This is a genomic window from Candidatus Gracilibacteria bacterium, from assembly GCA_041658685.1.
Taxonomy (GTDB): Bacteria; Patescibacteriota; Gracilibacteria; order UBA1369; family UBA12473; genus JBAZZS01.
In genome coordinates, this window is the sequence record JBAZZS010000002.1 from 386,919 (window position 1) to 403,445 (window position 16,527).

A 16,527-nucleotide genomic window follows, 5' to 3' on the forward strand; every position below is an offset into this window, starting at 1 on the left:
GGCTTATTTTTAATCCCAAAGCCATGGAAAGCCCTACACTCGAGTCTCTTTTGGCTCAGTATGTTCAGTATTGTTTGGTTATTCGTAACTACGCCCAAGAAACTCTTAAAAACTACCGAAACAATTGCGGGTGGTTTTTGCGCGAATCCGGGGCTGTTTACCCCTTAGATCTCAATAAGCATATTTTTGAGCAGTGGTTTTACAAGGGCAGGCTTGAACGGAAGTGGAGTGCAGCAACCTTCCGGCACTATCACAAATATCTCAATACTTTTATGAAGTGGCTGATAAAGGAGGGGCATTTGGATGTGAATCCACTTGTCGATATAGAGAAGCCCCGCATGGAGCAACGTCTTCCGAAGACTCTCACAAAGGACGAAGCTCAAAAAATTCTTGATGCCGCTTACCATATTCCTTATGCCTACCATTTCGAGCGATACCGTAACCGTGCCTTGATTGGAGTGATGTTGCTCGCCGGTCTTCGGCGCGGGGAGGCACTGAATTTAAAACTCAACGATATTTCGTTGTCTGAGCGTACTTTGTTCGTAAATCAAGGGAAGGGAAGCAAGGACCGCATGGTTCCTATCAACGGCAAGCTGGTGACCATTTTAGATGAATATTTGAAGGATCGTAGGCGGCTCAAAAAGAAGAGTCCACATTTATTCACGGCAGTGCAGAAAGATCAGCCGTTGGAGCGTCGGGCAATCGTAAACTTGATTTCCAGATTAAAAGAGGTCACCAAGCTTAAATTTTCTGCTCATACGCTTCGTCATGCCTTTGCTCGTCTGATGCTTGAAGGAGGGTGCGATATCTACACCCTCTCCAAGCTCATGGGTCATACGAAGATCACGACGACCACTATTTATCTCGCATGCTCCAACCAGCAGATGAGTAAGGCTGTGGAGATGCATATGTTGAATTAAAGTTGTTTAAGGATTTGGCTTGCCGCAATGGTGTTGGCGCATGTTGATTCGATATATCTTTTGGTTGTATCTGTATCAACGTGACCTAAATAATCAGCAATTTTATCTATGGATGTGTTCGCAAGGTAGAGGCGAGTTGCCACGTAACGCCTAAATCCGTAACAATTTACCCGGTATCCTAGTTCATTGCTTATTTTTTTCATAAAATAGACAATACCTTTTTTGCCCCATGGTTTTTTCTTTGAACTGGAAATTAGCAGATACGGTTCATCGGGGCGAAGTTTATTTTTGTACTCCATGTAGTTGAGAACGGAATCTCGAACCCAGGAATCCAGCTGATAATACCGAGCACGGTTGTTTTGTTTCGCCCCTTGAACCCGAAGTCTATAAAGTCCATTGCTGTCTTTTTTAATTTCAGACATTTTTATATTTGCGATCTCGCTTGGACGTGCTCCTGTGAACGCAAGAAGTGATACAAAGCAAAGGTTTCTAAGCCGTTGTAATCGTGTTTGTCGTCTCTTTAGTACGAGATCAAAGATTTCCTTGATTTGAGTCTCGTTTAAAACTAGTTGTTCATTTATTTGCTCACTGCATCTTTCAACTTTTCTAACGTTGTTTTCTGTGATGAAATTATTTTTATGCATCCAAATAAAATACGTATTTAGATTCTTTAAATAAGAGTTGAAAGTGACCCTACTAAACCCCCTTTCTTGCATCAATTTAAAAAGTTCATCGGCTACAAATCGCGCATCGTTCGTCCCTTCGATGCTAGCAATATTTGTGCTCCTCAGGAGATAAGTAATAGTCTCTCTAATATTGCTGACCGTGCTTAAACTTCTGCCGAGACGGATGTACCTGTTGACGAAGTCTTCCCAGTGGGACAATAGGGGAGTCTCACCCTCCTTGATCCGAGAAGTAATTTTACCCCATTCCTCCTCAGAAAAAGGAAAGTGAAATAAGTTTGATGGAACTGTAACATTGTCCATAATATAGTTTTTAATTAATAGTGAATGCTTAAGCGCTCGAGCATTTTTAGGTTACGGTAAAAAACCTCACTACATCAGGACAGCGAATGCTTACTATTCGATGTTTGTTTAAAAGTGATTGATGATTTTTTCTAGGCGTTTTACGGCGGTACGGATTGTTTCTTTGTAGATTCCGTTCCGTGTATCTTCTTTAAGAACTTCTTGGTGTACACCCTCCCAGGGTAGAGGTTGTTTTCGAAGTTTGTACCATTTAAAAACTTCGTCGAAATCGGTTTTACCTCGCCATCTTTTTTGACCTTTAAATAATACTCCTATGTAGATTTCTTTTTTTTTGGCTCCGTGAGTTTTTGGCTTTCCGGTTTGTAAGACCCTTATGTTTTCCCAAAGGGAAATAAATTCATTTCTACTTTGCAACTTCTTTAACACCAGAATAATTGCAGGTCCTTTTACTTTAATGTTTTTTGTTTCTCCTTCGCTGATTCCATGAGTTTCTGTGTTATTTAAGGTCCCTCCTAAAACGAAATAATTAAAATCTTTTCTGTAATTTTTCGGGATTTCATATTCATCCGCCAAAGTTTCTAGAAATACATGTGGGGAGAAGGTGGTTTTGCTTGTGTTAAAAATCGTATATTTTATTTCAGAGATTTTTTTGTTAAAAGTTTTCGATTTTGATAGCCAATAGAGATATTGGAGGAAGTTTTTTGAAAACATAAGTGGTTTTTAGCTTATTTTCATGGGTATCTTTTACCCCAAAAACTATACACCACCCCTTTTTGTCCCGAAACGGTACAGAACTTTTTTTAAAGAGTTTCATTTTGTGGCTTTTTAAAGCGAATAATCTTATCCTTGAAGTTTTCTACCGTTTCCGGACGAAATTTTGCGTGGCGTAGCATTTTTCCCTGAAATTCGAGCCGGCTTTTCTGTCTGATTATTTTGCTCGTTCATAAACGAAGCATCGCAAAATTAGCCTCAATACTTAAAAAATCGCGTGAGGCTTAGATCAAGTCGTCTAACTTCACTTTGTATAGATTCGCAAGTTCCCGAACTTCAAGAATGTCGAGCCTTCTTTGTCGGTTCTCAACCTTTGAAACATAGGACTGAGGTTTTTTCATTTTTCTGGCTACTTCGACCTGAGTTAAACCTGCATTTATTCGTGCTTTCTTTAGGCGCTCGATCACTTCTCCGTAAGCTTTTGTGTGGAGGCTGGTCATGAAAGAATGCTAAATCCTATTTTCGGATATCCCAAAATGGGATATATTGATTGCGTTTTGATTCGTTTTAATCTGTAAAATTTTTTAACCCACTCTATATATGCCAGACCAACCAAACAAAAAATGTCCCAAATGCGCTGAACTCATCCAGGGAGACGCCAAAAAGTGCAAGCATTGTCAGGCTGATCTTAGGAGCTGGTTTATGCGCCACAAAATTTTGACCGGCATTTTAGGGCTGGTTGTATTTGTGGTAGCCGTTTCTGCTCTTGGCTCTCCTGATAAAGGCACGAGCTCCTCTACTGTGACTGTTCAGCCCGAAGAGGTGATTAGCATAACTTCCTCACAGCTTGTCTCGGAGTATCAGCAAAACGAAATCGCTGCGGACTCAAAATACAAAGATAAAACCCTTGAAGTGACAGGAAGGGTTGGCTCTATTGCAGAATCGTTTGGCAAACAATACGTAACCTTAAAATCTGACGATATAATTATCACGGTTCAGTGTTTTCTGAAATCTTCAGAGGGAGAAAAGGCTGCGACGTTATCCCCGGGGCAGTCCGTGACTCTGCAAGGGAGAAATGATGGAATGTCGTTTAACGTCACCTTGAGCGACTGCACGATTAAGTGAGAATGGAAAATTGGATAAAAAAATTGTATTTTTTGTCCCGAAACTATACCTCAATTATACGGCACATGCTTGGATTTTGTTTGTGTGAAGCCGGTTTTTGTCAGTCGATTTTTCGATAGTTTCGAGACACTCTATTTGAATTTTAACTGGTAATCAGCTTCAAAGGATAAAGTTTTTAATACGATGTTTTTATTTCTTCTTGCGGGGAAGCAGGGTATCCAGCATTTCGAAAACCAGCTTTAAATTTTCTTTGTAGTACATAGTTTTTCCGTATTCGTACACAGTGCGGTCAGCTTTTCTTTCGTTGCATGTTTTTTTGATAAATTCATGGTTGGCAATCCAATATTTTTTGAGTTGATTTTTTTCTAAAGTTTTTTCTAGCTTTTGAATTCCAAATTTAATTTCATCTAATTTTCCCTCTTGCCTTTGTTCATTTTCGGTTTTTACCGAAGAGAACATCATAATAAAATCAAGAAAATAAAAAACATTGGTTAAATTAATTTTCGTGTCAAAACAGGTATTAAATAGATATTCATTAAAATCCTTTTTAATTTTTTGGCGGTCAGTCTTTCCTTTCAGGTTGTAATATCCACACCCTATACCCGTGTGTATTTCAATATTTGATATTTGATAAATAATGAAAGCTATAAAGGAGTTCCGGATAACCTGTTCGTCGATTGGATTTAGCGGTTTTTCATATTTTACGATAGTTTCAATTTTAGCATTTTTTACCTCTTCAAATAGATTTTTTTTGGAGAATTTTTCTTTGAAAATTGAATAACATTTTTGAGATAATTCTCGCATTTCTTTTTTAAGAAGATCGATGATATTACCGTTCATTTCTGTTTTTTCGGATGGGTTTTGATGATCGATTAAGGCTTTATAAATATTGTCAAAACCGCCCTCGCGATCAATACAGCAATATAGCCTAAAGTTAAGTAGTTTATAAAACCCTACTATCCCATTGTCTTTACTTATTCTTTCTACTATTCCTTGGTCCCGAAAAATTTGGTCAGCTATTTCTTTAGTATCTTTTTCCCCTTTCTTATTAAGAATAAATATCAAATCTAAGATTAAGTTTCTACTTAGTCCGTCATCCCAGCCGCTTTCTCCGTAGGGGGTAAATTCCTTGAGGTGGCTTAGGATAAATTCGATGAGTTCATTTGTCTTTTCATAAGGAATGCGGTCTATGTTTTTTGCAATATGTCGAAAGAGCAAGCTGATATGTTTCTCAAAGTTTTTTTGAGACTCAATTTTTTTAAGCCTATCAGAAATTTTTTCGATAGTAGTTTCTCCTTTAATCAATTCATCGACCAGGTTTTCATAAAAGGAAAATTGGGTACCTACATCTAGCAGTCCACCTTGGATCACTTTTAGGTATTCTTCTAGGTTTCTACCCTCTCCTAATGAAGCTCCGTTAAAACATGCCCAAGTTGAAAATTGTTTTCGTGTGATATCTATTTTTTCTACCCTTTTTTCGTCGAATACTTTTTGAAGTAGAAATTTTTCGTTAGGATCAGGAAGATTTTCAAGATAGGTGGTATATTCTTTAGTGTTTTTGTATTTTTCCTTTTCGCTATCTTTACCTAAGAAGTTGTATCTAAGTGCAAATATGCCATTTCCCCCATCAGTTTCACTATCATAAATAGCCCTAAAAGTTTTTGGATAATTCGTATATATAAAAATAAGGTTTAGTAAATCTAGAAAGTTTATATCTATCGCATTAAATTTTTGGTTTTCCCTGATCTGTAACTTCATTAAGTTCAATACCCTTTTTACTTTCCGAAGATCGCCCACAAAATTTTTATAGTAGTAGAATTCATTAGGTGAAAAAATGACATCAATAGCTTCGAGAATTTTCCCTTCAGACGTTGGAAATATTTTTAGTGCTTCTTCTAAGAAGTAATCACGTACTTTATTTCTTTTTATTATGAGGGTTTTTTTAATGTTTATTATTTTTTCTGAGTATTCAATAAATTTTCGATGCTCTGATTTACTGCTTACCGCTGTTAATACCTCGGTATCGTAACAAAGGATATAGTTCACATTTGGCAGGTCGAAGCTTTTTTTGACAATATCGAATATTATTTTTATTTCCTTGAAGTACAATCTGTCTAAGTCATCTATTATGACGATTATTTTTTTTGGGCAGAATTTCAAATCTTTTTTTAGTTCATCAAGTCTGTCTTCCCAAGAATCTATCCTGGATTTATTGAAAGAAATCCCCCAGAGCCTGACTCCAAAATCACTAATTGTTCTTGCGTAGCGTTTTAACCCGCCTGTAACTTCAGGCAAATAATGGTCCCGTTGTATCCCGCTTAATACCTCAGAGATGAAACAGTTAAACATTTCTTTTGAGTTTTTAAAGCGGAGTGCTTCAAAATTAAGCACAATAACGCTATCTTTGTTTTTTTCTGCCCAATATTTTTTGCAATATTTCAGGAAAGTTGTTTTTCCTAGTCCCCAAGGTGCATCAATCGCGAATACGAAATTTTTTGTTGAGAGATTATCGACTACTGTCAGGGCAAAATTTTCTGCTTCTGCTTTTGTATCAAGTAAATCGAGCTCTTCTTCGGGATTATCGCTATAGAAGTTTGATTCTATCTTTTTTTTCTTTTTAAATGTTTCCGCCCAACTTAAAATTGTAGCCGGCAGTAGGATTAAATTCAAAAACAGTAAGTGTCCAATTAGGAGATCGCTTTGCTCAATTATTTTTTTGTTTAAACAGGCTGATACCAGTAATCCGAAAAAAATGGAAAAGATTACGTCGAATCTGTTAGTTTCAAGAATTTTTCGCGAAAATCCAAGAAATTTCCAGCCTATTAGACATGAAATTAATATTGCACAAAGAAAAATAGTGATCTTAAAATCTGATGTAAGGGATTGGTGGGCTACTTTAATTTTTTCATAGGTGGTACTCTGGGCAAATTCAAAAATAAACCCTGTTAGGAGCCAAGTTCCTAGAAACCATTTTATGTTTGTTGCCATTTTTTTCATTTTCGTATTTTTAGTTCTTTATACTCGCTTATTTTAAGCTAAAAATGCTTAATTTTCTATTGAAGATTTTAAAAGTGATGATTCGAGTGGTGGGCGTATAGCATCAATTTATTTGAAGGAGTAAACTTTTGATGTTAAATTTTAATTTATGTTATGGCTTTCGTTTTCGTAGATACTAGTTCCTTTTTGAGTTATTTGCTTGACCCTCTATTTAATCAAAATATTGATCTGTTTGTCAGAAACCTAGGAAGAAAGAATGTTAACAAAGATAACCTTTTAAGGGTTTTTTTTGCTCCATTGGTGGAACGATTTGAAAAACTAAGAATAAGTGTTTATAAAAGAGCTTTGAATTTATTGCTACCAGAAGTAATTGTGTCTGAAATTTATAGAAAGGTTGGGGATAAGTTGTTAGATTTCAGTCGGGAAGTCGGGAAGATATTGGATTCAGGAACTCAAGTTAAGAAGGGGGAATATTTTCAAACAAAGAAGGCAATTTTAGCGCTTATTGAAAAGCAGGGTGATAATTGCAAGAAATATCTTGAAGAAATTTTTATACATCCGACGGTTTTTGCTCTAGATTGGACGGAGCAAGCTGATAAAAATGCTAGAAAAAGAGTTGCAAATAAGGTCCCCCCGTTTAGTACAAATCCAAAAAAACAAAGGGCTGATCGTATCAACGATTGCATCGCTTTTGAGTCAATTTTGGAATGCTTGCATGATATCTTTGTGGAGCGAAAAGAAGGAGAGAAAAAAGACTGTAAAGTATTTGTAGTGACACAGGATTCAGATTATGGCTGTAATGGGGAATTGTATCCAGAAATTCAAAGAGATTTGAGGCAATACGCAGTAGATTTGGAATATCGAACCGGATTTAATGAATTGCTTGATTTTTTAACTAAAACAGATGCTAACCCTTGTGAAGATCATAACTTTTGTAGAACTTGTAGGATTCATGAAAAACCATATTTAGCTGTTTTTTCACCAGATAAATTCCAATGTTCTGCCTGCGGTAAAATATTTATGGAACATAAAGATAATCTTTTGTATGGGACTGGTTTAGTTTGTCCCTTTTGTGGTTACCTAACTCTATATAGCAAATTGAAGATTGTGTAATGATAGTTTTTTATTTTTTTGTATTATGCTAATGTTTCCTTGGATGTACTCCTCTAGTGTACTTTGAAAATTGGCTCTACAAAGCTACCAGATGGCTAAGCTAAGCCGAAAGGGTGGTACATTCTATAGACTAACTTCATGGTAAGGGCGGGGTCCGGGGTCCGATTCCCCGAGGCGGCTCCAGATTATCGATAAGGGACAACCTAACGGTTTTCCCCTATCGGGGACCCTTTTCCCTTTATCGTTGTTCGTGAATTTTTCTCTCGCTAAACTCCGTCGTAAGCCACTTCGGGGCCCACGAGACCCGAAAGTGTTCACGACTTCGTGCGCTCAAGAAAAATTCACTCACCTTATTTTATAATTTTTTACTTGTATTTAGAGCGTTAATCCATTAAATTACCGGTACTCCGGTCTCTCAAGGATATTTAACTTTATATTTTATGGCAGGCAAAAAAAGAACATACATCGATTGGCGTTGTCGCGATTGTAACAAAACGCACAGCACAAAAGATATTAATAAACGAAACGAAAATACAGCCAAAGAGTTTTCTAAATTTTGTGATCAATGTCGCGCACACAAGACGTTTTATCGCAAAGATACGAGCAAGGGAAGTTTGGGGAATAAGAAGTAAATTAATTTGTTTCCAGCAAACATAAAAATGGGGTATTTTAATGTGTGAATTTTAATTTTTTAATTTCTTCCTCCCATGTCTAAAAAAATCTCCTTGGTTTTTGGCGTTCTTTTCTTGGGTTTGTTTCTTATGACAAGTGGGTGCGGAGGATCTTTTGAAACGATTCAGGCTTCTCCGAGCGGCATTCTTTTGGAACAAGTTTTTCCTAAAGATATTGAAGTTTTTATGAGTTTTAGCACTTTGGATGAAGATCAGCGTGATTTTTTCCATTCCATCATGACTCGATTCAGTGCGGACTCGAGTTCGTTTCAAAATAAAATCATTGAAGGCCTTGATTCCAATTTGCAATCCGTGGATCTTTCTTATATCGAAGATCTTCAACCGATTTTGGGGGAAAATGGGTTCCGGTTTGGGTTGGGACTTAAGGCCGGAGGAGGAACGGATATGTTGATGGATGCTGCGTTGACGCTGGATGACGCGGAAAGAGCTCGATTGCTTTTGGGGGACCTGGAAGCAGCGGGTCGTTTTGTGCGAACCACTCGAGATGGATTTGATATTTATTCTCGAGTATTGCAATCGCCTTCTTTGGACGAAGAAAAAGAGGCAAATTCTTTGATAACAAGAGATATACCGGAAACCACGTTTTATTTTACGGTGAACGAGGATCTTTTATTGATTTCAAGTTCTGAAGATGAGCTTATGAATATGGTTAATTTAATGCGCAGTGAAAACGTGGAATCATTATGGACCGACGTAACGTATCAGCGATTTATTTCCGATTTGCCGGCGCGGCATTTGGTGGTGAGTTATGTGAATAAAAATTTATTCACTCAAGGGGTGGGGCAAATTTCCAGTTTTATGTTGACCGGGGATTCAGCAATGCAAGATTATATCATCGCGCAAGGGATGGTTTTTACGGCACAAGAGAATGCGTTACGGATTTATGCGATTTCTTTTGGGGATGAAGAAAAATTAAAGACTGATGATGTCACGTTGGTTGATTTGGCTGCGGATAAATCCCGTAAGCATTATTTGGATCAAACCATGTTGGGCGGGTCTTTATTCGGTTATTTTGAATCGTATGATTTGGCGTCCAGTTTTAAGAAATTAATTGGATTGATGACCCTTTCGAGTTCCGGAGAGGATGTGACGGAAGAAACCATTCCCGAAATTCCTGTTTTTGCTCAAGCGGAACAATTGTTGGGAATTTCAATGGAAGATTTGTTGGGGATGATGGGAGAAGGCTATTCGATCGCCGTGCATCGTAATAAAGGGTTTTTACCCGGTATTACCGTGTTGATCGATGCGTCTGACGGTGAAGTTTCCGCAAACACTTTGGTGAAAAGTTTGAATGATTATTTGTCCGTTATTTTGGGGGTTTTACAGCTTCAAAAAGGTGAATTGGCCGGGGCGATTTCCAGCCATGATCAAACGATTTTTGGAGGAGAATTTCATGTGGTGCAAGCGGATGTGGATATGTTGATGGCGCTTTACAATGCCGGAGGAGGAGCTTTTATCCTTCCCGAAGAAATTCAAGGTCTTAAACTTACGTTTTTGTTTGGGCTGACGGAAGAAGGGCGCTTGTTGATTTCAACGTATGAAGGGTGGTTGACTGAAGATCAGACGGTTTTGGCCAAAGATTCGATTTATGAAAAAACTACCGAGGATTTCCCGAAATCATCCAAAGGAATCACTTATATCAATTTTGATGAAGTGTTGAGCTATGCGAAAGAGTTTAAAATCTTTAGGGATTCGCTTAGATCCAATGCCGAGTCATTGATGCAACAATATCCGGAGCTTTTAACCACCGGAACTGAAGAGACGATAACTGAAACGTCAACAGAGCCGGTTCAACTTATCCCGGAAGGAGAAACAGAGGCCATAGACATTGATCTTTCAGTTGAGCCCGTGGTGGTAGAGGAAGAAGTTGTTGTGGAACCGGCAACGGGGATGAGCAGTGAGGAATGGGTGGATTTCCTGGATCCGCTGAAGAGTTTCGCGTGTTCGGGGATAACCAATGATACCACGATCGAATTCAATGGGGTCTTGTTGTTTGATGAGCCTTTGCAAGAATAAAATCAGCGCTTGCGATTTTTGAAGTAGAAAACCAGTCCCCAAATGAAATCGACGAAAAAGATAAGGCGCACAGCTCCATTCCCGATTAATTCTCCGCGTTCAAAACAATAGTTACCGCAGGATGGCATAACAAAAATAACATCCAGAAGGATAATAATCCCTAAAATAATCCCATCCACAATCGCCATTTTTTTAAGAAGTTTTTTGGTTTCGGGTTTCATATAAATATATTTTAACTTTCTTGATATGACTTCAAAAGGGAAAATTTTAATCGGGATTTTTTGTGGAGTGATGGCAATGGTGGGTGTGAGTTATTTTGTCTTGAATGTGAAATGGGATTTAACGCAGGTTGAAGATTCTCAACAAATGGAGCCTTGGAATATTCCTTTTATGTTGCAATCGGTTTGGGTTGAAGCGCAACAAGCGGGAGAGTCTTTTATTACTTTTATTGAAAGTGAGGGGATTGGGAAAATTGCGGTGCAAATTCAGTGGCCCGAGACGCCTCGTTATTCCGATCAAGCGCCGGTCGTGGTGTATGCCCCGACCTTTTTAACTTCCGGAGCGAATGATTTTGATTCCCTTCACGGACTTACGGATTTGGGATTTATTCAAATTGGGTTTTTGTATCCCGGACAAAAAGGACTCAATGGGATTAAAAGTGAGGGGGAAGAAGATTATGGCGGGCCGGATTCGGTCCGGGCGTTTCGAGATGTTTTGAAATTTGCTTCCGGGGAGTTGACCGATATGAATGGACGTCAATTGGATGAACTTTCGAGTATTGTTCCGGATTATGACAATGTGGGGATTTTCGCGTTTTCTCATCCCGGGATTTCGAGCACTGCGGTGTTGGGCACGTATGGAGAGGCGCTCCAGTCTGTTTCTTATTTTGTGGGTCGCGAAAATCCCACCGAGGATTCAATTACAACAAAAGAGCTTGGATATTTTGAATCGGATAAAACCAAGCCTAAAAAAGACGATTGGCCAGTGTATAATCCTTTTTATCATTATCCCGAAGATTATTCGCCCACGGGATTGAATGTGGATTATTCCGCGGTGCGATGGGATGTTTCTCTAAACAGGCCTTATTTTGACGTGAACGGAAACGCTCAAGATGATCAGGGTGATTTTCTTTTGGATGAGAAAACCCCTCATTTATTTGGCAAGCGCTGTTATTCCGCCAATCTTACCCAAGCCCTTGTGGACAATGATATTTTTACTGCAAAATCTTGGCCCGCGGATCTTGCTACTCCGGAAGAAGCTTACCGATGGTGGGCCGAGCGCGAGTCGATTTCTTATTATCCCTTATTAAAAGAATCGATGCCGGATCTTAAGGTGATGTTGGTTTTCGGGGCAAAAGATCATGTCCAACCCACCACAGATAATCCTCATACTCATCAGGCCTACGATGGATTTCATGAGACCGCGGGGTTGTGGATACGACTCAATCCGGACGACGCTTATGTGGCGTTATTGAGTAAAGCGATGGCTGAAAATTATGTCGAACATGATGCCAATACCGAACCCGAGGATTGGATTTTGATTAAAACGTGGGCTTTGCCCCATTCCGTGGTTCAATCTACGACGCTTCTTGTGGATTCCATTGAAGCCGGAAATTTTTCTTCGTTGGCCGCGCTTGCGGAAATGGCGGATCGCACGCACATGAAAAATTGGGAAAACGATTTGAGCGCCCCTTTGGTTTCTTCCGAGATTTTATGGGATTAAAATCCGTTGATCGGAATGATATAAATCGTGTCGGGGAGTGGTTCGTTTGAGTCTAAAAATAAATAAGTTTGAAGTAGGGCATAAAAAACTTCAGCCGCGGAAAGAGTGATTTTTCCGACGGTGAGCGTGGACGGGATCCCGTTTTTTTCAAGCAGTTCAAACGTGTCCGCTGTTTTTAATAAATCGTCTGTTTTAATTTCAATGGAATGATCGATGGAAAAAGTTTGGCCCGGAGCAATGAGATGAACGAGCTCGATTTGTTCGGGTAAATTTTTATTTTGATTGTAAAAACGAATTGCATTCACCAATGCTCCGAAAACATCGCTCAATTTATAGAGAGAGGTTCCATCCGTGGCACGCGCCGGAGGATTCAGTGTCCAGTTTTGAAGAAGATTCAACGCAACGAGTCGGAGTTCTTCTTTTGAAAAGAGACCTTCTTCTTTCCATGTAAGATTTTCGTTTTGAGAAGATGAAATCTCCGGACCTGAGAGGGTCAGTAAACTCGCTAAATTATTTTCCGAGGGAAGCATAAATGTGTCTTTGTCTTTGCACCCGGACATGATAATGAGAAGTCCGATGATTAACATCAATAAACCCGAGGTTCTTTTTTTTGGCATAAAAATGACATTAGGCGCCGGGCCCCTTTAAGACTTTTTGATACTCGAGTTTATAAATGTGAAGGAAGGTGAGACAGAGGGATAACAAGTAAGGTGCAATGATCAACCCGGGTAATCCCATGGTGAAAATGCCTCCCAAAATGGTGATGAAGCTGAGCAAGGGATGAATGCGTGCTTTTTCTCCAATCACAAGAGGTTTGATTAAGTTGTCGACCGTGCCTACAATAAAGGTTCCCCACAGTGCCAAGAAAAGGGCGGCAATCCAGTGTCCCGTTGCCAAGAGAATAATCACGGCTGGGACCCAAATGATCGTGGATCCGATATAGGGGACAATGGCGAAAAAAGCCATGACTGTGCCCCAAAATGCCGCGTCTCCGATGCCGGCCAAGGCAAATCCGATGCCTCCCAGAAATCCTTGAAACATGGCGGCCCCAAAAATTCCATACAAAATACCTTTGCTCATGTTTCTCAGTTTGTCGAATAAGATTTTTCGATATTCTTGAGCCATGGGAAGAATGTCTTTGATTTCTTGGACCAAGCGGTCGCCATCTCGTAAGAAAAAGAAAATGGAAAGAATTAAAACAAAGAAATGAACCGCCAAAACCGAAAGTTCTTTGGCGATATTCGTGCTTTGATTCATTAAAAATTGACTCACGTTTTGGATGAGAGTGGTAATGAATCCCACCACATCCGTTGTTTTAATGGGAAGGGTGTTGGTGATGTTTTGCAAATATTTGTAAATTTCACTGAATTTGGCGTTGGTTTCAATGATTTTTGGAATGAGATGAAAATCCGTAGAGAGGAGGGTTTCGACTTTTAGCTCGATGTAAAGATACATATCAATGGCTTGGCCGGTGATGTAGGAAATAAACCAGCTGACCGGAACCAGCACGACGGCGAGGATTACAAAAAGACTGATGAGTGTAGCAATGGTTCGTCGGCCTTTGACTTTTTTAAGGACGACTGAATGGATCGGATAAAAACCGGTGGCAATGACCGCTCCGATCACAATAGAGGGGATGAACGGGCTGATGATCCAAATCAAGGTGATCATCAAAGCCAAAAGACCTCCGAGAAGGAAGTATTTGGGAAGATTGCTGGTGTTTTTTGAGTGGAGAGGGGGCATGTTTAAAGTTTAGAGCGGAATTATAAAAGGGGGAAGAGGAAATTGGAAATTATTCATTTTTGTCCGGTGGCAAATTGTAATAGCTCACCAGGAATTCTCCGAGCGGTTTAAAGGTCGGACCTGCGGTGGCGGTGCACCATTCGCTGGTTTTTGGGCGATCCATTTTTATGAGGACGACGAATTGAGGATCTTCGATGGGGGCGAATCCCACAAAAGTCACGATTGTTGTTCCGGCTCCTTTAAGCGCTACGCCCCATTTGTATGTTTGGGCGGTGCCGGTTTTCCCGGCTACATAATTGTTGGGAAGTTTTCCGAGGGGCACGGCGTTTTCGATGACCGCGGTCATCATGGAGGTGATTTGGGCCGCGGTTTCTTCGCTGATCACGCGTCGTACGGTCTTTGGACCAAATTCTTGCTTTGTGCCATCCGGTGATTCGATGTAATCCACGATGTAGGGTTGCATGAGAATTCCGTGATTGGCGATGGCCGAAAGGGCGCTGATGAGTTGAATCCCGGTTACGGTTAACCCTTGGCCAAAGGATTTTGTCACCATTTCCGAGTCGGCCCAGTCTTCGTAATATTCAAGTTGGCCGGGGTGCTCATTGTCGAACTCGATGTTGGTTTTTTCCGCAAAACCAAAGGTTTTGATGTAGTCGTAAAATAAAGCTGCTCCGAGTTTGAATGCTATAAAAACCATTCCCGTATTGTCTGAATGGATGAGGACTTCCGTCATCGTGGAAATGCCGAAATATTCGTCATTGAAAGTTTTAATAAAATATTCATCGACTTGTACCGGACCCGAGCTGTTGAAGGTGGTGTAAGGCGTGACTTCTCCGGCATCGATGGCTGCGGCCATGGCAATGGGCTTAAACACCGAGCCCGGCTCATACGGTAAAGTCACGGCTTTTAATTGGTAGACCTCGGGGCCGAAATCATTTTTATATTTGTAATATTGGTTGATGTCCGGGTCATAAAAAAGTTCAATGCGTTCGTCCGGATCTTTTCTCAGATAAAGATAGATACGTTCATTGTCTCCTTCGCCAACGCGGTAAAGGTTATCGATTTGGTCTTGAGTGAGGTCGATTTTTTCGAGATCGTAAACTTCCCCATAGTTGTTCGGGTCAAAAGTGGGGTAATGCGCCATGGCTAAAATTTTCCCGGTGGAGGGTTCCATCACAATCAAGAATCCGCTGTCCGCTCGATACGTTTCAACGCCGGTTTGAATGACTTCTTCGGCTTTGGCTTGGATGGCGCGATCAATAGTGAGGACGATATCGGATCCGTTCACGGCGTCTCGAATTTCACTGTCTCCCACAGTGATGGGGTTTCCGCTGGCATCGAGTTGAGAAGAGAAATAACCGTCTTTTCCGCGTAACTCTTCGTCAAACGCTTCCTCAATCCCGTATTGACCTTCCCCTAATCCGTTTACGTAACCTAATACTTGTCCTCCCATGGTGCCTTCCGGGTAGTAACGATAATATTCTTCTCTGAGTTTTATCCCGGCAAAAACTTTGGGTTCGGCTTCCATGATCGCTTCGATTTTTTGAGATGTTTCGTACGGGAGTTTTCGTTTTAAAATCACGTAACGGTTTTGGCCTTCCAGGATGGTTTCCATTTGGGCGGGGTCTGTGTCTAATATTTCGGCGAGTTTTTTGGCCGTGGCTTTTTTGTCGGAAATGAGGGAAGGGTAGGCATAAAGATCTCCATTTTTCGTCACTTCAATCCCTGAAATAGTGAGACCGGAAATGGCGGACGCATCTTCGGGGTCCAATGCTTCGGTGATTAAAATCACGGAGCGCGTTTTTTGACCGAGGATGTTGATGAGTTCTTGTTGAAACAATGAAAAAAGTTCTTCATCGGAGTGGAGGCGGAGATCGTTGTAAGAAAGAGCGAGCTCTTCGACAGGTGAATCAATGGTCGTTGTGTCCGGGGTTGATTCGGTGGTTGGTTCCGTAGGAGGGATTTCAATCGAGGTCTCGGTTGGGGTTTCGGTATTAAAAAGTTCCGGGTGTTCGTTTTGTAACGTTTCAAAACGTTCTTGGTCTCGTTGTTGTTCGGATTTCAAGTTGAATAAAAGTGGAGCCAGTTTTTCTCCCACGTAACTCGAATTTTCGAGAAGAACCGGATCGGCGTAAATGAATTTAAATGTCGTATTCGTGGCTAGCGCGTACGGTTCTCCGGAGTTTCGATCTTGAATTAAAATGTTTCCACGGCGGGCCGGGATTTCGGTGTAGCCTTGGTTTTTTTCGAATGCGATTTTCGAATAATAATCCGAGCGTAAGACTTGCAGATAAAATAATTGCGCAAAAATGATAAAAGCGAACATCAACCCAAACCCCATAACAAAAGTCATGCGATTGAGGGGGAGTTCGCGAAAGGTTAAACGGGATGATTTAAAAAGCTTTTGGAGGGACATGTTCTTTTCATACCATTTAGAAAAGCGAAAGGGAAGAATTTTTATTCGAATGGGAGCAAAACGCCTCGGATCATGATTCTCGGCGT

Annotated in this window: 12 protein-coding genes; 5 read left to right on the forward strand and 7 right to left on the reverse strand. The window is 40.2% G+C overall.

Annotated features, from left to right (window positions below):
* Positions 1–23 precede the first annotated feature (23 nt).
* A complete protein-coding gene (locus tag WC882_04235) occupies positions 24–920 on the forward strand; it encodes a tyrosine-type recombinase/integrase (protein MFA5842844.1) in 897 nt (298 codons plus the stop codon).
* Here WC882_04235 and WC882_04240 read toward each other — a convergent pair.
* From WC882_04240 to WC882_04250, 3 genes are all read right to left on the reverse strand, one after another.
* On the reverse strand, positions 917–1,906 hold the full coding sequence (locus WC882_04240; protein ID MFA5842845.1) for a site-specific integrase: 990 nt from the start codon (positions 1,904–1,906) through the stop codon (positions 917–919). The genes WC882_04235 and WC882_04240 overlap by 4 nt on opposite strands.
* A gap of 108 nt (positions 1,907–2,014) precedes the next feature.
* Positions 2,015–2,617: a hypothetical protein gene (locus WC882_04245; protein ID MFA5842846.1), complete on the reverse strand. Its 603-nt coding sequence runs from the start codon at positions 2,615–2,617 to the stop codon at positions 2,015–2,017.
* A gap of 284 nt (positions 2,618–2,901) precedes the next feature.
* On the reverse strand, positions 2,902–3,117 hold the full coding sequence (locus WC882_04250) for a helix-turn-helix transcriptional regulator (GenBank protein MFA5842847.1): 216 nt from the start codon (positions 3,115–3,117) through the stop codon (positions 2,902–2,904).
* A 100-nt stretch (positions 3,118–3,217) separates the two neighbouring features.
* Here WC882_04250 and WC882_04255 point away from each other — a divergent pair, with 100 nt between their 5' ends.
* Positions 3,218–3,760: a hypothetical protein gene (locus WC882_04255; GenBank protein ID MFA5842848.1), complete on the forward strand. Its 543-nt coding sequence runs from the start codon at positions 3,218–3,220 to the stop codon at positions 3,758–3,760.
* A gap of 171 nt (positions 3,761–3,931) precedes the next feature.
* Here the strand turns inward: WC882_04255 and WC882_04260 are convergent, their stop codons facing one another.
* Positions 3,932–6,739 (reverse strand): P-loop NTPase fold protein, encoded by a 2,808-nt coding sequence (locus WC882_04260; protein MFA5842849.1) that lies wholly within the window; start codon positions 6,737–6,739, stop codon positions 3,932–3,934.
* 153 nt (positions 6,740–6,892) lie between these two features.
* Between WC882_04260 and WC882_04265 the strand changes: the two genes are divergently transcribed.
* The 3 genes from WC882_04265 to WC882_04275 all read left to right on the forward strand — a co-directional run bounded on the left by WC882_04265 (position 6,893) and on the right by WC882_04275 (position 12,282).
* A complete protein-coding gene (locus WC882_04265; GenBank protein ID MFA5842850.1) occupies positions 6,893–7,852 on the forward strand; it encodes a PIN domain-containing protein in 960 nt (319 codons plus the stop codon).
* 707 nt (positions 7,853–8,559) lie between these two features.
* On the forward strand, positions 8,560–10,560 hold the full coding sequence (locus WC882_04270) for a hypothetical protein (protein MFA5842851.1): 2,001 nt from the start codon (positions 8,560–8,562) through the stop codon (positions 10,558–10,560).
* A 246-nt stretch (positions 10,561–10,806) separates the two neighbouring features.
* Complete coding sequence (locus WC882_04275) at positions 10,807–12,282, forward strand: hypothetical protein (GenBank protein MFA5842852.1); 1,476 nt, start codon at positions 10,807–10,809, stop codon at positions 12,280–12,282.
* On the opposite strand, the gene WC882_04280 is transcribed toward WC882_04275, so the two are convergent.
* From WC882_04280 to WC882_04290, 3 genes are read right to left on the reverse strand one after another with little or no spacing between them, the layout of a single operon-like run.
* Positions 12,279–12,899 (reverse strand): hypothetical protein, encoded by a 621-nt coding sequence (locus tag WC882_04280; GenBank protein ID MFA5842853.1) that lies wholly within the window; start codon positions 12,897–12,899, stop codon positions 12,279–12,281. The two genes, WC882_04275 and WC882_04280, sit on opposite strands and share 4 nt — an antisense overlap.
* Before the next feature lie 10 nt (positions 12,900–12,909).
* Complete coding sequence (locus WC882_04285; GenBank protein MFA5842854.1) at positions 12,910–14,025, reverse strand: AI-2E family transporter; 1,116 nt, start codon at positions 14,023–14,025, stop codon at positions 12,910–12,912.
* A 49-nt stretch (positions 14,026–14,074) separates the two neighbouring features.
* Complete coding sequence (locus WC882_04290) at positions 14,075–16,441, reverse strand: penicillin-binding protein 2 (GenBank protein ID MFA5842855.1); 2,367 nt, start codon at positions 16,439–16,441, stop codon at positions 14,075–14,077.
* Between the last annotated feature and the right edge of the window lie 86 nt (positions 16,442–16,527).